General features: G+C 45.4%; 16 protein-coding genes. 2 read left to right on the top strand and 14 right to left on the bottom strand.

Annotated features, from left to right (window positions below; genetic code table 11):
* Positions 1-224 precede the first annotated feature (224 nt).
* Positions 225-1,814 carry an ATP-binding cassette domain-containing protein gene (locus ABLA85_RS01540; RefSeq protein ID WP_367960747.1) on the top strand — a complete coding sequence of 530 codons (1,590 nt, stop codon included), beginning with the start codon at positions 225-227 and terminating at the stop codon, positions 1,812-1,814.
* 63 nt (positions 1,815-1,877) lie between these two features.
* Here ABLA85_RS01540 and secA read toward each other — a convergent pair whose 3' ends face one another.
* Together secA and secM are read right to left on the bottom strand one after the other, a co-directional pair.
* On the bottom strand, positions 1,878-4,586 hold the full coding sequence (secA, locus tag ABLA85_RS01535) for a preprotein translocase subunit SecA (RefSeq protein ID WP_367960745.1): 2,709 nt from the start codon (positions 4,584-4,586) through the stop codon (positions 1,878-1,880).
* Between the two features lie 103 nt (positions 4,587-4,689).
* Entirely contained in the window at positions 4,690-5,226 is a 537-nt protein-coding gene (secM, locus tag ABLA85_RS01530; RefSeq protein WP_367960743.1) for a secA translation cis-regulator SecM, read from the bottom strand.
* A gap of 36 nt (positions 5,227-5,262) precedes the next feature.
* Between secM and ABLA85_RS01525 the strand changes: the two genes are divergently transcribed.
* The gene (locus tag ABLA85_RS01525) at positions 5,263-5,811 is read left to right on the top strand and encodes a DUF721 domain-containing protein (RefSeq protein WP_367960742.1); all 549 of its coding nucleotides are present in this window, start codon (positions 5,263-5,265) and stop codon (positions 5,809-5,811) included.
* 117 nt (positions 5,812-5,928) lie between these two features.
* On the opposite strand, the gene lpxC is transcribed toward ABLA85_RS01525, so the two are convergent.
* The 12 genes from lpxC to murE form a co-directional block, all read right to left on the bottom strand.
* Positions 5,929-6,849, bottom strand: coding sequence for a UDP-3-O-acyl-N-acetylglucosamine deacetylase (lpxC, locus tag ABLA85_RS01520; RefSeq protein WP_367960740.1), 921 nt, complete (start codon positions 6,847-6,849; stop codon positions 5,929-5,931).
* Between the two features lie 99 nt (positions 6,850-6,948).
* Positions 6,949-8,112 carry a cell division protein FtsZ gene (gene ftsZ / locus ABLA85_RS01515; RefSeq protein ID WP_367960738.1) on the bottom strand — a complete coding sequence of 388 codons (1,164 nt, stop codon included), beginning with the start codon at positions 8,110-8,112 and terminating at the stop codon, positions 6,949-6,951.
* 66 nt (positions 8,113-8,178) lie between these two features.
* Positions 8,179-9,435 carry a cell division protein FtsA gene (ftsA, locus tag ABLA85_RS01510; protein WP_038269974.1) on the bottom strand — a complete coding sequence of 419 codons (1,257 nt, stop codon included), beginning with the start codon at positions 9,433-9,435 and terminating at the stop codon, positions 8,179-8,181.
* Positions 9,436-9,470: 35 nt separating this feature from the next.
* Positions 9,471-10,277, bottom strand: a complete 807-nt coding sequence (gene ftsQ / locus ABLA85_RS01505) for a cell division protein FtsQ (protein WP_367960736.1) — start codon at positions 10,275-10,277, stop codon at positions 9,471-9,473.
* A gap of 1 nt (position 10,278) precedes the next feature.
* Complete coding sequence (locus tag ABLA85_RS01500) at positions 10,279-11,199, bottom strand: D-alanine--D-alanine ligase (protein ID WP_367960734.1); 921 nt, start codon at positions 11,197-11,199, stop codon at positions 10,279-10,281.
* Complete coding sequence (gene murC, locus ABLA85_RS01495; protein WP_367960733.1) at positions 11,192-12,667, bottom strand: UDP-N-acetylmuramate--L-alanine ligase; 1,476 nt, start codon at positions 12,665-12,667, stop codon at positions 11,192-11,194. Before murC ends, ABLA85_RS01500 begins: the two co-directional genes overlap by 8 nt.
* A gap of 77 nt (positions 12,668-12,744) precedes the next feature.
* On the bottom strand, positions 12,745-13,830 hold the full coding sequence (murG, locus tag ABLA85_RS01490; protein ID WP_367960731.1) for an undecaprenyldiphospho-muramoylpentapeptide beta-N-acetylglucosaminyltransferase: 1,086 nt from the start codon (positions 13,828-13,830) through the stop codon (positions 12,745-12,747).
* Positions 13,827-15,020: a cell division protein FtsW gene (gene ftsW, locus ABLA85_RS01485; protein ID WP_367960729.1), complete on the bottom strand. Its 1,194-nt coding sequence runs from the start codon at positions 15,018-15,020 to the stop codon at positions 13,827-13,829. Before ftsW ends, murG begins: the two co-directional genes overlap by 4 nt.
* A complete protein-coding gene (gene murD / locus ABLA85_RS01480) occupies positions 15,020-16,333 on the bottom strand; it encodes a UDP-N-acetylmuramoyl-L-alanine--D-glutamate ligase (protein ID WP_367960873.1) in 1,314 nt (437 codons plus the stop codon). Before murD ends, ftsW begins: the two co-directional genes overlap by 1 nt.
* 71 nt (positions 16,334-16,404) lie before the next feature.
* Positions 16,405-17,487, bottom strand: a complete 1,083-nt coding sequence (gene mraY / locus ABLA85_RS01475) for a phospho-N-acetylmuramoyl-pentapeptide-transferase (RefSeq protein WP_047681754.1) — start codon at positions 17,485-17,487, stop codon at positions 16,405-16,407.
* Positions 17,481-18,863, bottom strand: a complete 1,383-nt coding sequence (gene murF, locus ABLA85_RS01470; protein WP_367960728.1) for a UDP-N-acetylmuramoyl-tripeptide--D-alanyl-D-alanine ligase — start codon at positions 18,861-18,863, stop codon at positions 17,481-17,483. The genes mraY and murF overlap by 7 nt, the downstream gene beginning before the upstream one ends.
* Positions 18,860-20,347: a UDP-N-acetylmuramoyl-L-alanyl-D-glutamate--2,6-diaminopimelate ligase gene (murE, locus tag ABLA85_RS01465; protein WP_367960726.1), complete on the bottom strand. Its 1,488-nt coding sequence runs from the start codon at positions 20,345-20,347 to the stop codon at positions 18,860-18,862. The genes murF and murE overlap by 4 nt, the downstream gene beginning before the upstream one ends.
* Positions 20,348-20,352: the final 5 nt, after the last annotated feature.

The raw sequence follows: 20,352 nt of genomic DNA, 5'->3' as shown, positions 1-20,352 counted from the left end.
ATAATAATAAAATACAACTGTGAGGTAACTTGGGAAATGAACAGAAAAAATTGCAAATAAGGCTCTGCCCAATAATTAAAAATAAGCATTTTATACGCATTAAACTTCAAGTTGCAATTTACAACACTATATGAAATCTGATTTCTCCCCGCTTCGCGGGGAGAAATCACTCGCATCTTGAAGTTAGATTGGTATACATCTTAAAGATTGAGGAAAAATCATTCATGCAATATGAAGATCAACCATTAATCGAAGCAAGACAAATAACCTATCAATTTTCTGGTGAAACCAATCCATTATTTTCTAATCTTGATATTTTTTTGCATACAGAACAACACGCTTTAGTGGGCCGTAACGGTATTGGCAAATCTTGGTTAGCATCAATATTGGCACAACAGGTTCTGCCTTCAGAAGGTAGTGTAAGACATTTTTGTGATGTTGGTTATTTGTCACAAGGCCTGTCTGCTTTTATCGGCAACGCTGGAGATATGCTTGGGCTGACTAATATTATAAATGCCAATGAGCGCATCCTCGCTGGCGCTGGTGAAACGGTTGATTTTGACATTATGGAGGGAAATTGGGATTGGCAATTTCAGATCGAATCCTTACTGGCAGAAGGTGAGTTGGCCCCGGAGATATTAAACCAACCCTTCGATTCACTAAGTGGAGGAGAACAAACTCGTCTTCGATTGTTGACACTTAAAAGACGGGGAGCCGGTTTTATGATCCTGGATGAACCAAGTAACCATCTTGATCGACAAGGACGCCTTTGGTTAGCTCAGTGGCTGACAACATTCAATGGCGGTATTTTGCTGGTAACACATGACACTAAACTATTACAGCATGTGTCAGTTGTTTATGAACTCAGTGGGTTAGGATTATCCCGTAGTACCGGTGGTTGGGAAACATGGCAGGAGAGTAAAAAACAGCTCCGGTTGGGTATACAACGTGATGCTGATCAGACCAGAAAAAACCTCAAACAAGCTTTGCACGATAAGCAAAGAGATCGGGAAAAAACTGATAAAAGGCAAAGTCAGGGTAAGCAGCGCAGGGAAAACGCCAACCAGGCTAAACTCCTTCTTGATCACTCACTTGGACGCTCAGAAGTCACGTTATCACGGATAGCAAAACAGAATGAAGAGAGATTGCAACGCAGCTCTTCATTAGCCGCTGAAGCCAGTGCAAAACTTGAAATTATCGATCCACTGTCAATCGCTGTTGCAATGCCACAAGCAGCAACTTCTCCGTTGCTTTATTTACAAGATGTCATTTTGCCCTTTGGTTCCTACTCCCCTATTAGTTTAACCATCAATAATGGTGATCGGCTCGCTATTACTGGTAAAAATGGTAGCGGAAAATCCACCTTATTAAAGGTAATGGCGGGGCTATTGGCACCGATAAAAGGGATCTGCCGCGTAACCTCTTCACATAGTCTGATGGATCAGCACTTTTCATTTCTGGATAAGACACAGTCAGCGCTGTATAACTTTCAATTACAGTCACCAGGCTGGACCGAAGATCGTTACCGTACTCGGCTGGCACAACTACGTATGCGTGGAGAAGAAGCATTAAAACCTGTCAGTTATCTGAGCGGAGGTGAACAACTTAAGGTATCTCTTGCTTGCCTATTTTGTGGGCCTTCCGCACCAGCCTTGCTGCTATTGGATGAGCCGGATAATCATCTGGATATTGAGTCACGAGAATTACTTCAACAAGCATTGCATGATTATACTGGTGCCATGATATTGATTTCCCATGACGACCAATTTCTTGAGGGTGTTGGCAATATGCAGGAGCTAATACTGGGGAAATAGTTCTTAAAGTTGGACAAAATAGCCAGCGATGAAATATCGCTGGCTGTTTATGACTAATTTTAATTATAAACGACCGTGACAATGTTTATATTTCTTACCTGAGCCACATGGACAAGGATCATTTCGTCCGACTTTACGGACACCGCTTGCTATTTGTGCTTCGGCTTCTGACATCAAAGCACCTTGCTCAATTTCATGGCTTAAATGCTGTTGTCTTGCCAGACGTTCTGCTTCCGCACGACGCAGCTGCTCAAGTGCTTCCACTTCTTCTGGCATTCTCACCTGAACTTTGCTCAAAGTGCTGATCACTTCGTATTTCAATGATTCCAGCATATTGGCAAACATAGCGAAAGATTCGCGCTTATACTCCTGTTTTGGATCTTTCTGCGCATAACCACGTAGGTGAATCCCTTGACGCAGATAATCCATCGCAGCCAAGTGCTCTTTCCACAATGTATCCAGCGTTTGCAACATGATGCCTTTTTCAAAATTACGCATCATTTCTGTGCCGACAATTTCTTCTTTCTGTTTGTAAACTTCAATTGCCTGCTCAAGAATACGCTCACGCAACGTTTCTTCATGCAATTCTGGCTCTTTATCCAGCCACTCTTTAATAGGCAGAGCCAAATCAAAGTCGTTGACCAAACGTTCCTGCAAGCCAGCCACATCCCACATCTCTTCCAGAGATTGAGGTGGAATATAAGCATCAATAGTGACTTTAAAAACATCTTCACGGATGCTGGAAATAGTTTCACTGACATCGCTCACATCAAGCAGATCGTTACGTTGTGCATAAATCGCGCGACGTTGATCATTGGCAACATCATCATATTCTAACAATTGCTTACGGATATCGAAGTTACGGCTTTCGACTTTACGCTGAGCATTCGCAATGGCTTTAGTCACCCACGGATGTTCAATGGCTTCACCCGGCTGCATACCCAATTTGCGCATCATTCCTGTAACACGTTCAGAAGCAAAGATACGCATCAGAGAATCTTCCATTGACAGGTAAAAGCGTGAAGAACCCGCATCTCCCTGACGTCCAGCACGACCCCGCAACTGATTATCAATACGACGTGATTCATGGCGCTCTGTACCAATAATATGCAAACCACCTGCTGCCAGTACTGCATCATGGCGCTCTTGCCATGCTGCTTTGATCTGTTCGATTCTTTCTTCTGTAGGTTCTTCCAGCTTGGCAACTTCTGCCTGCCAGCTTCCCCCCAACATAATATCTGTACCACGTCCTGCCATGTTAGTTGCGATGGTTACCGTCCCTGCTTGTCCGGCCTGAGCAATAATATCTGCTTCCATTGCATGGAATTTCGCATTCAGAACATTATGTTCAATCCCTGCTTTTGTCAGTGCGCTGGAAACCAGTTCTGATTTCTCAATTGAGATAGTCCCCACCAATATCGGCTGACCGTTATTTGTACGCTCCTTGATATCTTCAATGATCGCATCAATTTTTTCCGCCTCAGTCATATAAACCAAATCAGGTAAATCCTGACGGATCATCGGACGGTTTGTCGGTACAACAATAGTATCCAGTTTGTAAATAGAACTGAATTCAAAGGCTTCAGTATCAGCAGTACCTGTCATACCTGCCAATTTTTCATACAGACGGAAGTAATTCTGGAAAGTAATGGAAGCCAGCGTTTGGTTTTCATTCTGAATTTCAACACGCTCTTTGGCTTCCACTGCCTGATGCAGACCATCAGACCAACGGCGTCCTTGCATAGTACGCCCAGTATGCTCATCAACAATGATGACTTCACCGTCTTTGACGATATAATCCACGTCACGGGTAAACAGAGCATGGGCACGCAACGCAGCCGTAACATGGTGCATCAGCATAATATTGGTCGGTGAATATAAGGACTCACCTTCATCCATCAACTTAGCGTTCACCAAAAGTTCTTCAATCAGAACCAGGCCTCGCTCGGTAAGGTTAACCTGACGTGTTTTTTCATCAACAGAGAAATGTCCTTCTCCCTGAAAGGTATCTGAATCCTCTTTTTCCTGACGAACTAATTTAGGGATCAGCTTATCTACTTTGATGTAAAGTTCAGAACTGTCTTCCGCTGGCCCGGAAATAATCAATGGAGTACGGGCTTCATCAATTAGGATGGAATCGACCTCATCCACTAAAGCATAATGCAGTTTACGTTGTACCCGCTCTTCCGGACTAAATGCCATGTTATCGCGCAGATAGTCAAAACCGTATTCGTTATTGGTGCCATAAGTAATATCTGCCGCATAGGCTGCACGTTTAGCCGGAGCCGGCATACCCGGCAAATTGATGCCAACACTCAGACCCAAAAATTCAAACAACGGGCGGTTATTTTCAGCATCACGTTGTGCCAGATAGTCGTTCACGGTAACAACATGAACACCGCGTCCACTCAGCGCATTCAGATAAGCAGGCAGCGTTGCTGTCAAAGTCTTACCTTCACCGGTCCGCATCTCTGCAATACAACGCTCATTGAGTACCATACCGCCCAACAATTGCACATCAAAGTGACGCATACCAAATACACGCTTACTGGCTTCACGAACCGTAGCAAAAGCTTCCGGCAGGATCTTATCCAGTGATTCTCCCTCTTTGAGCCGGGCACGGAATTGATCAGTTTTTGCTTTCAGCTCTTCATCTGACAGCTTTTCGAAATCAGGCTCCATACGATTAATAACATCAACCATTTTACGCAAACGGCGCAGAGTACGGTCATTACGGCTACCAAAAATCTTAGTAAGTAATTTAATCAACATAATTAATACATCTCAGATAAGGCCACAGTTGTAGCCAACCAATTGTGTCTTTTATGACTAATATTTCATGACTGCCTATTTATTCAGAAATCAGGCAGACGCATTAAGATAAAGATCTATGGTTAGCCAGAGGCCCGGCCCGAATACCTTGAATTTGAGCAACCCAAAGTGCGGGTGTATGGATGTCAGGAGAGATTGCTGCCACAACTGCAACATCAACCGCAGATTCAAATCGGGTTGGTACTTGTATCAGCATAGAATGTAACGTATCCAGCATTAATTGCTGCATGAATGGCATGGCAATTCGGATACTTTCTTTTGCTTCTTCGTTCCTGACAAGTTCAGTAGTGGAAAAAGCAAAAGAAAGCCGACGAATGACATTGCGGACAGCATGTTGCTGCCAATAATTTAAATAATTAGAAGGTTGACACCGAGAATTTTGTAATTGAAATAAATGCTCAAATGACGAAAGCACCTGATGGTGTTTTCTCTGAGCAGATGAAGTATTCGTATGGAGAATATTTTCTGTCATACTTGCCAGAGCAGGAGGCACACCGATTCCTGTGGCGACCATGCCCAGTAAAAGGTGAGACCAAAAATAACGCCTACCAAATTGTCGCCAAAGATTTAAAATACTCATTAACCCTTCATTAATAAATACGGAACCATCTTCATTATGCGAGATAGCCGCCCACAATCACTAGAGACGTTGTTGTCTGAAACATCATTTGAAAATGCGGCAACTGCTGGAAGCCCACTTCAAACCATTCAACGGCATGCCATTGCATTACTAAAACTCAATCGTACCGTGCTCAGTTTGCTTCCCGTACAACTACGTCCCTGGTGCCGGGTCGCCAATTATCGTAAACAAATTTTGGTACTGGAAGCAGGTAATGCCAGTTGGAAAACCAGACTTTACTATGAAATTCCTATCTTACTTTCAGCCCTAAGATGCGAAATTCTACCATCTTTATCCTCTATCGACATCAGGATTAATCCATCATTAATGGTTAATAGTCGTAATAATGGGCAGAATGTTGAAAAAATCTCAGCAAAAAAACTTAATAATGATAATCGGGATTTATCAATGCGCCAGTTAAGCCATGAAAGTGCAAAAACATTGATAATATTGGCTGAACGCTGCCCTGAAAAATTGAAAAGGAAATTAGAACGATTGGCTGCGCTGGCCGGAGAGAGTACCAGTACAGCCAAGATGAAGGACTAGCGCTGAATAAAAAACATCAGCGAGAAAAGTGTAATAGATAACATAACCCACTGATGAATCATAAGAATATTCTCAATACATATTTTATCAATAACGTTTGTATTAATAACATCTGTATTAATATGCCAACACTGTAGATGGTGCACGGAAAGCCAACGGCATTTCAGTTTCATCTTCAAATGTAACAAATTCCCAGGCACTTTCTTGTGCCAGAACTGCTTGCAGCAATTTATTATTCAATGCATGACCTGATTTAAACGCAGTAAATGCGCCAATAATGTTATAACCACACATAAACAAATCACCGATGGCATCCAACATCTTATGTCGGACAAACTCATCTTCAAAACGCAAGCCATCTTCATTGAGTATGCGGTAATCATCTACCACAATGGCGCAATCAAAGCTGCCACCTAAGCACAAGCCCTGAGATTGCAGATACTCAATGTCACGCATAAATCCAAAAGTACGCGCACGACTAATTTGACGAACAAAAGAGTCCGCAGAGAAATCCAGACTATAACGCTGAGAGCTGGAATCAATAGCGGGATGTTTAAAGTCAATGGTAAAATCCAGACTAAAACCGTGATATGGTGCCAATTCAGCCCACTTATCACCATCTTCCACACGTACTGTATCCTTCATGCGCACAAATTTTTTCGCAACGCTCAACTCTTCAATACCTGCATCTAACAGCAGGAAAACAAATGGGCTGGCGCTACCATCCATAATTGGAATTTCTGGTGCATCAACTTCAATAACAATGTTATCGATACCCAGACCTGCCAATGCCGCATTCAAATGCTCAACAGTTGAAATCCGCACATTCTGTTCATTTACCAGACAAGTGCAGAGCATAGTATCACGCACGGATTTGGCATCTGCCGGAAAATCTACCGGAGGATTCAAGTCAGTACGACGATAGATGACCCCGGTATTAGCCGGCGCTGGACGCATTGTCAATGTGACTTTTTTACCGGTGTGCAAACCGACCCCTGTCGCCTGAGCAATACGCTTTAATGTCCTTTGTTTGATCATCGTTTATATCTCGCAATGTTACCGATCCTGCCAACCACTATAAAATATGATTGGCAGAATATTTTAACACAAAAAGCGGAGAAACCAATTTTTTAGCTATCAATCAGCCTGCTTGCGCAAAAATGCTGGAATATCTAGATAATCAGGTTCCTTACTTGTTTGTGTATTTTGATCATTAACCACTTTTGCAGCAGGTTTATTCTCATCAGACAATGGCGACATTCCACCAGGCATCTGCTGGTAACGACGATCCAATGTATTTGATTGAGATGTTTTGTTGTTAGTCACCAGGGTAATTTCAGGACGTTTATCCATCCCAATACCGGTAGCCACAACAGTGACACGCAGCTCGTCATTCATATCTGGATCCAATGACGTACCGATAACCACCGTTGCATTATCAGAAGCAAATGCACGGATGGTGTTACCGACCGTTTCAAATTCATCCAAACGTAAATCAAAACCTGCGGTAATGTTGACCAGAACACCACGCGCTCCGGACAAATCGATATCTTCCAACAATGGGCTGGAGATAGCCATTTCAGCCGCTTCTTCTGCACGATCTTCACCTTGTGCAATACCTGAACCCATCATGGCATAACCCATTTCAGACATCACGGTACGAACGTCAGCGAAGTCAACATTCATCAGTCCAGGACGGGTGATCAGTTCAGCAATCCCCTGAACCGCACCTTTCAGTACGTCATTGGCTGCACCAAACGCATCCAACAAAGAGATACCACGCCCTAGTACTTTCAGTAATTTGTCATTTGGAATGGTAATCAATGAGTCCACATGTTTGGACAGCTCAGTGATACCCTGTTCCGCGAAGGCCATACGCTTCTTGCCTTCAAAATTAAATGGTTTGGTGACAACAGCAACAGTCAAGATACCAAGTTCTTTGGCAATTTCAGCCACAACAGGAGCAGCCCCAGTTCCTGTACCACCGCCCATACCAGCAGCAATAAACACCATGTCGGCCCCTTCTAGGGCAGTACGCAATGATTCGCGATCTTCTTCCGCCGCTGTACGACCGACTTCAGGGTTTGCACCAGCGCCTAATCCTTTTGTAATGCCGTTGCCAATCTGGATAGTCTGACCGACAGCTGTTTTGCGCAACGCTTGAGCATCAGTGTTAACCGCAAAGAAGTCTACACCTTCAATACGCTCACGCACCATATGTTCAACAGCATTACCGCCGCCACCGCCGACGCCGATGACTTTAATCACCGCGTCATTGGTTAATTCCAGTGGTTCAAACATAATTTCTCTCCGTTTTGTGCCTTTATGTCGAGGCCAGCGTCATTTTCACGGCCTCTGTATAAAAAATCAAAATTCTTTTCTCAGCCAGCTACTGACTTTTTTGAACCAGCCGCCTACTGACGTTCTTTTATCAGCATCAGAATCTCCACCAAGGTGGGATTCTTTGCCATAATGCAGAAGGCCGACCGCTGTTGAGTAGCAAGGCTCCTGCACATAATCTGTCAAGCCGGTAATGTTCAGGGGACGACCAATACGTACTTGAGTATGGAATACCCGTTGAGCACATTCGGCCAATCCATCTATTTGAGCACCCCCGCCTGTTAAAACGATACCTGCGGCCAGATGATGTTTTACTCCCTGCTGACGCAACTGCTCCTGCAATCGCAAAATTTCATCATTTACTAAATTCAGCAGTTCGGTATAACGTGGCTCAATAACCTCAGCCAATGTCTGGCGTTGTAAACTGCGGGGAGGACGCCCTCCCACACTTGGGACTTCGACGCTTTCATCCTTGCTAACTATCGAACCCAACGCGCAACCATGGCGCACTTTGATGGTTTCAGCATCACTTGGAGGTGTACCAAATGCATAGGCAATATCACTGGTAACCACATTTCCTGCATATGGGATCACTTTGGTATGACGCAATGCACCACCTGTGTATACAGCGATATCCATCGTTCCGCCGCCGATATCAACGACACATACGCCTAATTCACGTTCATCTTCTGTCAAAACAGCATAACTTGCTGCTAATCCTGCAAAAATAAGCTGATCAACTTTTAAGCCACAACGCTCAACAGCTTTTACAATGTTTTTCGCCATGTCGTTATGGCAGGTAATCAAATGAACTTTGGCCTGCATCCGCACGCCAGAAAGCCCAACCGGGTTTTTAATCCCTTCCTGATAATCAATAGCGTATTCTTGTGGGATCACATGCAAAATACGGTGTTCATCGCGAACACGAACTGATTTGGCGGTATGGACTACACTGTCCACATCATCCTGTGTCACTTCTTCTTCTGAAATTGGCACCATACCAATCTCATTCTGACAACTAATATGCTTGCCAGATAGCGCCAGATAAACTGAAGATATTTGGCAATCTGCCATTAATTCAGCCTGGTCAATCGCACGCTGAACACATTTAACGACTGACTCAAGATCATTGACACCACCTTTATCCATGCCGCGGGATGGACAACTTCCCACTCCGATAATATTAACCATACCATCGGGCAGAATTTCACCAACCAGGGCAGATACCTTTGCTGTCCCGATTTCAAGGCCAACTACTAATTTTCTGTCCGTTGATTTGATCATCGTTATTCTGCCTGTCTCTGTATTATTGCCAGTCACTATTTATTTTCTTGCCCGTTCATTAAAGCCGGCGCATCAGTTAATAAAGGAGCCCAACCTACCGCAGCACCACTGTCATAACGTAAATCCACATAGGCGACACGTTTTCCCGTGTTTTTCAGCAACACAGGATAAAGTTCAATAAGACGTTGAATTCGTTCTTCTTGATCTTTATTGCCTAATTCCAACCGGATGTCATTATCCAGTACCAGTTGCCAAGCATTACGCGCCGTCATGATCACTGCTTTCAATTTCATTTTATGTGCAGCAAGCTGTACAGCCATCGTGCGATATTCTGCCAATACGACTTTTTCTTTGCCTTCCGGGCCATAGAGCATGGGATAATGTCCCCCGGCGCTACGCTCAATCGGTAAACTGAACACCCTTCCTTCCGCATCCAACATGCGTGTATCATTCCAACGCACATAAGGCACGTATTCTACCAAATGAATTTTCAGTTCATCAGGCCACTGTTTACGTACAGTGACTTGCCTAATCCATGGTAGTTGCTCTATCTGTTCCTGGATGACATTCACATCCTGTGTCATAAATGTCTCAGGCGTTCCCAGTGACAGAATGGCCTGTCTGACATCATCATTCGTGGTGTAATGCCGCTCACCAGTCAACACCAGTTTTGAAAGTGGCAGCCTGTTTGAATCCTTCATCCACTCTAATGTCATCCAGCCTCCCCATGTGATAGTGCCAACCACTATCAAGAAGAAGAGGATCCCAGCCAGATAATAACCATTACTGGGGCGGGAGCTTCTAACTTCAATCTCCCGCGTATTCCGGGCTGCCTGTGACATATCAATCGGCCAGCTCCAGAATTCTCGCGACTAACTGTGAAAAACTTAAGCCTGCCTGACGTGCAGCAATAGGCACCAGACTATGACTTGTCATACCTGGAGAAGTGTTCACTTCTAATAAATAGAAATTGCCATTACCATCATCCATAATATCAACCCGCCCCCAGCCACAGCAGCCCAGCACCTTATAAGCTTTTGATGCAATATCAGCCAACTCCTGCTCTTTTTCTGTGCTCAAACCACTTGGACAGAAATATTTCGTTTCGTTGGAAATATATTTAGCTTCATAGTCATAAAATACTTCCGGTGCCTGAATCCGAATGGAGGGAAGAATCTCATCACCAAGAAATGCCACTGTATACTCAGGGCCAAACAGCCACTTCTCAACCAGTACATCTGCGTCATATTGGAACGCCAGTTCCAATGCACCGCGCAGCTCTGAATAGTCATTCACCTTGGTCATGCCGACACTGGAACCTTCCAGATTTGGCTTAACCATAAGTGGCAGCCCTAATTCTTGAACATATTCTTTGATTCGAAAATCATTAAGTTGTTCAAATTTTTGAGAATTAATCACGACATAAGGAGGAACGGGCAGTTTTGCTCCCTGCCATAACAATTTTGTGCGCAATTTATCCATTGATAAGGCGGATGCCATTACACCGCTGCCGGTATAGGGGATCTGCAAGAATTCCAGTACACCTTGCAATGTACCATCTTCTCCACCACGCCCATGCAGAGCAATAAAGACTTTGCTGAACCCCTCTTCTTTGAGTTTAGTCACATCAACGTATTTTGTATCGACTGAATGTGCATTAATACCTGCTTCTCTCAACCCAGCCAGAACAGTTTGCCCCGATTGCAGTGAAACTTCACGTTCAGCGGAAGTTCCCCCAAACAGAACAGCGACCTTATCAACCATGATGTTCCCCCTCATTAAAAGATGGCTGTAATTTTGTTTCAGCCAAATTGCGCGCTATTTTACCGATATTCCCGGCACCTTGTACTAATACTAAGTCGTTGTTTTCCATTATTTGTGACAACATGACTGAAATTTGTTCCGGTTCTGACACAAATATAGGGTCTAACTTCCCTCGACTTCGGATGGTACGACATAAGGAACGACTGTCCGCCCCCGGAATCGGCGTTTCTCCTGCCGAATACACATCCAGCATTAATAAAACATCCACCTGATTTAAAACATTGGCAAAATCATCATACAGATCACGCGTTCTCGTATAGCGATGAGGCTGGAATACCATGACAATACGTTTATCCGGCCAACCAGTTCGGGCCGCTTTAATTGTGGCATCAACTTCGGTCGGGTGATGGCCATAGTCATCCACCAACATCACACCGCCTTCTTTGCCATTAATGTTCCTAAGGGAAAATTCTCCAAGAAAATCAAAACGACGGCCGGTCCCCTGAAATTCAGCCAGTGATGCCAGAATAGCGGCATCATCAATTCCTTCTTCAGTCGCAACCGCAACCGCGGCAGTGGCATTCAACGCGTTATGTCGTCCAGGTGCATTCAGAACTACATGAAGTTCAGGCGAATCCACGCGGCTGATAGTAAAAAAGCCTTGTGCCCCTTTTTGTTCATAATGGGTAATACGAACATCAGCCTCTTTGCTAAAGCCATAAGTCGTGACATAACGCCCAATGCGGGGAATTAACTCCTTCACAACCGGATCATCGACACACATCACCGCACGGCCGTAAAACGGCAAATTATGCAGGAAGTTGACAAATGTTTGCTTCAGATTTTCGAAATCACCCTGATAGGTATCCATATGATCTGGCTCAATATTAGTCACAACAGCCATCATCGGCTGCAAATGCAGGAAAGAAGCATCGCTTTCATCCGCTTCTGCAATCAGGTAACGGCTAGTACCGAGACGAGCATGAGTCCCCACTGCTTTGACTAATCCACCATTAACAAATGTAGGATCAAGGCCGGCCTGAGCATAGATGCCTGCAATCATCGCCGTTGTCGTGGTTTTGCCATGTGTTCCTGCAATCGCAATCCCATGCCGATAACGCATCAGCTCTGCCAACATTTCTGCACGACGGATAACCGGAATGCGTGCTTCACGGGCAGCAATAATTTCCGGGTTGTCAGCAGGAATTGCAGTAGATGCAACAACGACACTGGCATTACGCACATTTTCCGCTCGGTGATTAAAATAAATGGTTGCTCCCAGAGCAATTAGCTGTTGTGTGACAGGGTTGGGAGCCAGATCAGAACCACTTATTTGGTAACCTTCATTAGCCAACACCTCGGCGATACCACCCATGCCAGCACCACCAATGCCAACAAAGTGGATATGCCTGACTTTTCTCATTTCAGGCACTGAAGCTCTTAATTTCGCCAACTGTTGTATATTCACGTTTTAATCTTCACTCGTTATGTTTACATCACTGTTCTACTGTTATTCAGAACACCTAGTATTCAGAACACATAGAACTATTTAGAGCGGCCTGAATATTTTTCGGCAGCATCAATTAATGCCGCAGCCACTTGTTCAGTTGCATTAATAATGGCAACGGAGCGGGCTTTTTTTGCCATTTCCCGCAATTGCGGCCGCTGCCATTGTTTCAGCAATTCCACCACAGCATCAGCCGTAAATTGGGGTTGTTCGAGTATCTTTGCCGCCCCGGCTTTCTCCAGTGGTAAGGCATTCCAGTATTGTTGACGATCTTTATGCTGAAATGGCACAAAAATCGCAGGTAATCCTGCCGCTGATACTTCACTGACGGTCAATGCGCCGGAACGACATACTACGATATCGGCCCACGCATAAGCCTGCGCTATATCATCAATAAACTCAGTCACTTTGAATTCAGAGTTGACTGCGTTTCCATATTTTTTCTGCGTCTCTTCTTGTGCGCCTTTCCCTGCCTGATGCCATATCGTGATGCTGTCTCCCATGCGGGCAGCCACTTCCGGCATGGTCTGGTTCAAGATCCTCGCGCCCTGGCTTCCCCCAACAACTAACATGCGCACAGGCCCTTGTCTGCCTGCAAGGCGCTCTTCCGGCGCAGGTAATGCCAATACGTCTTTACGCACAGGATTACCAACCACAGGTGCTTCAGGAAATGCGCCCGGAAATGCTTGTAAGACTGTTTTCGCAATTTTCGCCAGCCAGCGGTTAGTCAAACCTGCAATGCCATTTTGCTCATGCAGAACAACCGGAATACCGCACAACCATGCGGCAATGCCGCCCGGTCCCGAAACATATCCCCCCATTCCCAGCACTACGTCCGGCTGATAGCGTTGGAGAATTGCTTTAGCCTGCCGAATCGCCTTAAAAATTCTGACAGGAGCGGCAAGCAGCGCTTTTATCCCTTTACCGCGCAATCCCGAAATTTGAATAAATTCAATATCTATGCCATGTTTCGGAACTAAATCAGCCTCCATGCGATCAGCCGTTCCTAACCAGCGAATATCCCAGCCCTGTTCTTTTAAATAATGGGCAACCGCCAATCCCGGAAACACATGGCCTCCAGTACCGCCTGCCATTACCATTAACCGCCGGTTTTTGCCACTCATTTAGGGCTCCTTACGAACGCCTGTGCTTTTGCCAGACGCACTTCATAGTCAATTCGCAATAATAAAACGATGGCTGTTGACATCACGAGCAAACTCGAACCACCGTAACTTATAAGGGGTAATGTCAGTCCTTTCGTCGGCAACATTCCAGAAGCAGCGCCGACGTTGATAAATGCCTGAAAGCTGAACCAGATACCAATGGCACATGCCAGAAAACCAGCAAAACGCTGATCAAGCTGTAATGCCCGGCGGCCAATCATCATTGCGCGGAAAGCGACGAAGAATACCATTGCCAACACTAAAACCACACCCAAATAACCTAATTCTTCTCCTAAGATAGAGAAAATAAAGTCAGTATGAGCTTCCGGCAGGTATTCCAGCTTCTGAACAGAATTCCCTAGCCCCTGTCCAAAAAAATCTCCACGACCAAATGCCATCAGGGATTGTGTGAGCTGGTAACCACTGCCAAAAGGATCATCCCACGGATTCAGGAAAGAGGTTACCCGGCGCACCCGGTATGGTTCAGCCACAATCAACACGACTACGGCAAAGATCCCGCAGCCAATGATGGCAAGAAATTGCCATAATTTTGCCCCTGCCAAAAACAGCAGAGCCAGTGTTGTCACAAACAGTACTACCACCGTTCCCAGATCAGGTTGTGCCAGCAGTAAGATAGCCAGCGCAATCATGACCCCCATCGGTTTACAGAATCCCCAGAAGTTGTTTCTCACCTCTTCCACTTTTCTCACCAAATAACTGGAGAGATAACAAAAGAGCGATAACTTCGATAATTCCGCTGGCTGAATACGCAGGGGGCCAATCGCTACCCAACGTGATGCGCCATTAACTGAACTGCCAACAAACAACACCACGATCAACATCATGATCGTCATTAATAACATGACGTTGCTGTAACGCTGCCAAAACTCCATCGGAATACGTAGTGTGATAAGTGACAGACTAAACGACAGAATCAGATAAATTGCATCGCGACGCGCAAAGATAAATGGATCTTGTGCAAGGCGCTGACCAACTGGCATTGAGGCTGATGTCACCATCACAAAACCAATCACGGCTAACCCCAATATCATCCAGACCAGGGTACGATCATACATGACGATATCTGTGGGATCTGTCTCCACATTATCCGCCAGCCAACGTTTAAATTTACCAAGGCCTGGAATGGTCATTAACCTAGCTCCTCCGCCAAACGGGCGAATTCACACCCGCGATGTTCAAAACCATTAAACTGATCAAAGCTCGCACAGGCCGGTGACAATAACACCATGTCTCCGGTAATCAATTTCGGTGCAATTTCCCGCATCGCCTGTTCCATCGTATCCGTCAATCTGGATACTTCCGGACGCAGTTGTGCCAACTGATTACCATCACGGCCAAAACAGTAAAGGCGAATGTTATTCCCTAATACATAAGGTCTGAGTGGCGTGAAATCTGCCTCTTTTCCATCTCCTCCCACTAAAAGATAAAGTGTACCTTCCAGGGTCAGACCACTCAGCGCAGCCTGGGTACTGCCTACATTGGTTGCTTTAGAATCGTTTACCCAACGAACACCATTTCTCATGTGTACTACCTGAAAACGATGTGCCAATCCCTGATATGTTCTCAGTGCCCGCAGGCTCGCCTCACGAGGTATGCCTACAGCATCCGCCAGTGCTAACGCTGCAAGTCCGTTAGTGTAGTTGTGTTGTCCGGTCAGACACATTTCCTGTGTGGACAACAGTGGTTGTTGATTGACAACCAATTGCTGATGTTCATTATCAAGTTGATAGTCACCCTGGCCTATTCCAAAACTGATACAACGGCTATCTTTGCCTGCTATTGGCAAAGTCAACTCATCCTGTGCATTCACTACATATACTTTTGCCTGATCATAGATACGCAGTTTTGCTGCACGGTATTGTGCCAATCCTTCAGGGTAACGAACCATATGGTCTTCAGTGACATTTAAAACTGTCGCTGCGGCTGCCCGCAGGCTGTAAGTCGTCTCAAGCTGAAAACTGGAAAGCTCCAGCACATATAGCTGGCACGATGGCTGTTTAGTCGATTGTTTTAACAGCTCTAAAGCCGGGATGCCGATGTTACCACCTACACCAACCTGCCATCCCGCTTCTTTTGCCATTTCACCAACCAGACTGGTCACTGTGCTTTTGCCATTTGAACCGGTAATAGCCACAATTGGTGCTGTTGCTTCACGACAAAACAGTTCAATATCTCCGACAATTTCAACCCCGGCGTCAGCCGCTGCCCGCAATTCAGGTGTTGCCAGTGCAATACCAGGGCTGGAGACAATTAAGTCAGCTTCCATCAACCATTGTGTATTGAAACTGCCTGTATGACATTCAACGTTATCAGCTAACTTATCCATTCCCGGCGGCATACTACGGGTATCTATCACACGTGGCGTCACACCACGCGCCATGAAAAAATCGACACAAGAAAGTCCGGTTAACCCTAATCCAACTATGACAACTTTTTTACCCATGTAGTCAGGGGTAATATAGTTAGGAGCAATATAATTAGGAGCTGTGTTGTTAGTCATATAGCCTGTCATGATTAACGTACCTTTAATGTTGCCAGACCAATCAGCACCAGCATCAAAGAAATAATCCAGAAACGCACAATAACCCGCGGTTCTGGCCAGCCTTTCAGTTCATAGTGGTGATGAATAGGTGCCATGCGGAAAATACGCTGCCCTCGTAACTTGAACGAACCAACTTGCAAAATGACAGACAGCGTTTCTACAACGAATACTCCGCCCATAATGACCAACAGGAATTCCTGACGCAGTAATACCGCAATGGTTCCCAGTGCCCCACCTAAAGCCAATGAGCCAACATCTCCCATAAATACTTGTGCTGGATAAGTGTTAAACCACAAGAAACCCAGTCCTGCCCCGACAATTGCAGTACAAACAATTACCAGTTCACCTGCACGGCTTAAATATGGAATATGCAGATAGTTAGCGAAATTAACATTACCTGTCGCCCATGCCACCAATGCAAAGCCGGCTGCTACAAACACTGTTGGCATAATTGCCAGTCCATCCAGACCATCCGTCAGGTTAACGGCATTACTGGTACCTACAATTACGAAATAAGTCAGCAGGATATACAGCAGACCAAGCTGCGGCATCACCTCTTTGAAAAATGGTACAACCAGTTGTGTCGCGGGTGTATCTTTACCAATGCTGTACATTGTAAATGCCACACCCAGTGCCAGTACGGACTGCCAAAAATATTTCCAGCGAGCAATCAACCCCTTGGTATCTTTACGAACAACTTTTCGATAATCATCAACGAATCCTACGATGCCGTAACCAAGCAGAACCACCAGTACGCACCAAACGTAAGGATTATCCAGACGTGCCCATAGCAGAACAGAAATGGTAATGGAGAACAGGATCAACAACCCGCCCATAGTCGGTGTTCCGCGCTTACTTAAATGGGATTCTGGCCCGTCATTGCGCACAACCTGACCAATCTGTAATCTTTGCAGGTAAGCAATTAAAGTTGGTCCCATCCACAGCGCAATAAACAGTGCAGTCAGCAAGCCGACAATGGCTCTAAACGTCAGATAGGAAAAGACGTTAAAACCGGTGTGATATTTAACTAGATATTCGGCCAGCCAAACTAACATTGGAAGTTCTCCTTCAATGAGTTCACTACCTCTTCCATTTTGGTACTGCGTGAACCTTTAATTAATACAGAAATCGTTTCGTGTTTTTTCAGTAAAGAAAGCAGCACTGCAACTAATTCAGCCTTGTTTGCAAAATGCTGCCCCCGGCCACTTGCATCAGAGATATGTACACTTAAAGGTCCGACGCTAATGAGTTGATCGATGTTTGTAGATGCGATGGCTTCACCAACCTGATGGTGACATTCAACCGCCTGTTCTCCCAATTCCCCCATATCGCTGACAACCATCACGCGATAGCCGGGCATCCGGGACAATACTTGCGCTGCGGCAATCATAGAACCCGGATTGGCATTATAGGTGTCATCCAACACCATTTTTCCTTCGGCCAAATGAACAGGGAATAAACGCCCCGGAACAGCTTTCAACTCCAATAGGCCAGCGTGAATGTTATCGAGGGAGGCCCCTACAGAAACCGCCAGCGCACTGGCAGCTAACACATTGGTAATATTATGTTTTCCGGGTAGCGGTAATATGACGTTACGGCTTCCAATTGGCGTATGCAGACAAAAATGCGTTTCCAACAACTGCTCTTGAATATCTGTCGCGTAAAAATCAGCTTCTGCTGTCGGGGTAATAGAAAAACGCCAGACTGTCTGTTGCTCACTGATAGCCTGCTGCCAGTTATGCCAATCATTGCTCTCCAGATTGATAATGGCGGTTCCCGTTGGTGAAAGCCCTATAAAAATTTCACCTTTTGCTTTTGCAACTCCCGCCAACGAGCCAAATCCTTCCAGATGAGCAGAAAACAGGTTATTTACCAATGCACTCTCAGGGCATACCATTTCTGTGGTATAAGCAATTTCACCAATGTGGTTAGCGCCCAACTCAATCACGGCAAATTGATGTTCCTGAGTGAGTCTGAACAAGGTTAATGGCACACCGATATCGTTATTGAAATTCCCTGCGGTATACAGCGTATTACCACATTGACGCAAAATCGCTGCGGTCATCTCTTTCACCGATGTTTTGCCGGAAGAACCGGTCAATGCAACAACTCGCGCATTACTTTGCTGGCGAACCCAACTTGCCAGTTTGCCCATTGCCAAACGGGTGTCCTGCACGATCACTTGCGGACAATCAACATCAAGAGGTCGGCTAACCAATAATGCTCCTGCTCCCCGTTTCGCAACATCAGCCGCGAAGCGATGGGCATCAAAGTTTTCCCCTTTTAAAGCAATAAACAGATCACCACGAACTATTTTACGGCTATCAGTTTCTACAGACCGAATCTGAGTGGTAGCAGCCTGCTGTTCAGAAACACAATGTCGCGTTCCTTCGGTAACTTGTACCAGTTGCTGTAGTGTCAATGGGATCATGCGGCCACCCCCAATAAACGCGCAACCGTCAGGCGATCTGAATAATCCAGCCGACGATTACCCACTAATTGATAATCCTCATGGCCTTTACCTGCTACCAGCACAACATCTTCCTCACCCGCCTGCATAATGGCACTAGTGACAGCTTCAACACGCCCATGAATAACCATTGCACTTCCTGGGTTGATAAAACCCGCCAAAATATCCGCAACAATAGACTGAGGTTCTTCACTACGAGGATTATCGTCAGTAACAACAACCCGGTCAGCCTCTTGTTCTGCAACACCTCCCATCAGTGGACGTTTGCCTTTATCGCGATCTCCGCCACAACCAAATACACACCAAAGCTGCCCCTTACAATGCAACCGTGCAGCAACCAGCGCTTTTTCCAATGCATCTGGAGTGTGGGCATAATCCACGACAACCGTAGGCTGACCTGATGCCGAAAAAACCTCCATACGTCCACAGACTGGCATCAGACAAGATGATGTCTTCAACAATTTTTCCAATGGGTATTGCAGTGATAATAGCGTTGCAAGCGCCAATAGCAGATTGCTAACATTAAAGGCCCCCATCAGAGGACTTTCGATTATTCCTGCTCCCCAACTAGAGGTAAATGCAATGGAGGCACCTTTATCGTGATAACGAATTTCCTCCGCAGATAACCAACGTCCCTGCCAACTTTCCGGCAAACGATTTTCCATCGTGACAGCAACGGCTTCTGGCAGACAAGAGAGCCATTTCAGCCCAACCTCATCATCGGCATTAATAATTTTCTGTTTGACTTCATGGTTACTAAACAATAACCATTTGGCTTCTTCGTAATTTTTCATGTCACCGTGATAATCAAGATGATCACGGCTTAAGTTAGTGAAAACAGCAGACTGAAAAGGTAATGCAGCTACTCGCCCTTGCACCAGACCGTGTGAAGAAACTTCCATTGCTGCAAAAGTTGCTTGCTGATCGACGAGCTGTTGTAAATCAAGCTGAATATCAACGGCGGAGCCTGTGGTATTTTCACTGGGAACGGTCATACCTAGCAGGCCATTCCCTACCGTACCCATTACCGCACTGGTTTCTCCAAGAGCTTGACTCCACTGTGCCAATAATTGTGTTGTCGTGGTCTTACCGTTGGTGCCCGTCACACCTACCAGTTTTAATTTATTACCTGGATGTTGATAAAATTCACCTGCCAATTTCGACAGTTTATTATTTAAATCATCAAAATAGATAACCGGAACACCGTGTATTTCCTGAATGGTGCCGTTATCCGCTTCACCCTTCGCTTCAGCGATCACCGCAGCGACCCCTTGAGCGATGGCTTGAGGAATGTATTTTCGACCATCTGCCTGATGCCCTTTAACCGCAACAAACAGATCTCCGGCAGCCGCTTTGCGGCTATCCAATGTCATTTCTCGCAGCGGAAGCTCAGGAGCATCAACTCCCCAAAGAGCCAATAAATCGCGTAAATTACGATCTTCCACTTTTA

Source organism: Xenorhabdus sp. SGI246, assembly GCF_040838225.1.
Lineage (GTDB): Bacteria > Pseudomonadota > Gammaproteobacteria > Enterobacterales > Enterobacteriaceae > Xenorhabdus > Xenorhabdus indica.
Note: the sequence above shows the minus strand (reverse complement) of the source record. Positions and strands in the feature narration are given on the sequence as shown.

Coding starts and splice junctions, on each gene's coding strand:
- ABLA85_RS01540 (WP_367960747.1), top strand. CDS start 225: ATGCAATATGAAGATCAACCATTAATCGAAGCAAGACAAATAACCTAT.
- secA (WP_367960745.1), bottom strand. CDS start 4,586: ATGTTGATTAAATTACTTACTAAGATTTTTGGTAGCCGTAATGACCGT.
- secM (WP_367960743.1), bottom strand. CDS start 5,226: ATGAGTATTTTAAATCTTTGGCGACAATTTGGTAGGCGTTATTTTTGG.
- ABLA85_RS01525 (WP_367960742.1), top strand. CDS start 5,263: ATGCGAGATAGCCGCCCACAATCACTAGAGACGTTGTTGTCTGAAACA.
- lpxC (WP_367960740.1), bottom strand. CDS start 6,849: ATGATCAAACAAAGGACATTAAAGCGTATTGCTCAGGCGACAGGGGTC.
- ftsZ (WP_367960738.1), bottom strand. CDS start 8,112: ATGTTTGAACCACTGGAATTAACCAATGACGCGGTGATTAAAGTCATC.
- ftsA (WP_038269974.1), bottom strand. CDS start 9,435: ATGATCAAATCAACGGACAGAAAATTAGTAGTTGGCCTTGAAATCGGG.
- ftsQ (WP_367960736.1), bottom strand. CDS start 10,277: ATGTCACAGGCAGCCCGGAATACGCGGGAGATTGAAGTTAGAAGCTCC.
- ABLA85_RS01500 (WP_367960734.1), bottom strand. CDS start 11,199: ATGGTTGATAAGGTCGCTGTTCTGTTTGGGGGAACTTCCGCTGAACGT.
- murG (WP_367960731.1), bottom strand. CDS start 13,830: ATGAGTGGCAAAAACCGGCGGTTAATGGTAATGGCAGGCGGTACTGGA.
- ftsW (WP_367960729.1), bottom strand. CDS start 15,020: ATGACCATTCCAGGCCTTGGTAAATTTAAACGTTGGCTGGCGGATAAT.
- murD (WP_367960873.1), bottom strand. CDS start 16,333: ATGGGTAAAAAAGTTGTCATAGTTGGATTAGGGTTAACCGGACTTTCT.
- mraY (WP_047681754.1), bottom strand. CDS start 17,487: ATGTTAGTTTGGCTGGCCGAATATCTAGTTAAATATCACACCGGTTTT.
- murF (WP_367960728.1), bottom strand. CDS start 18,863: ATGATCCCATTGACACTACAGCAACTGGTACAAGTTACCGAAGGAACG.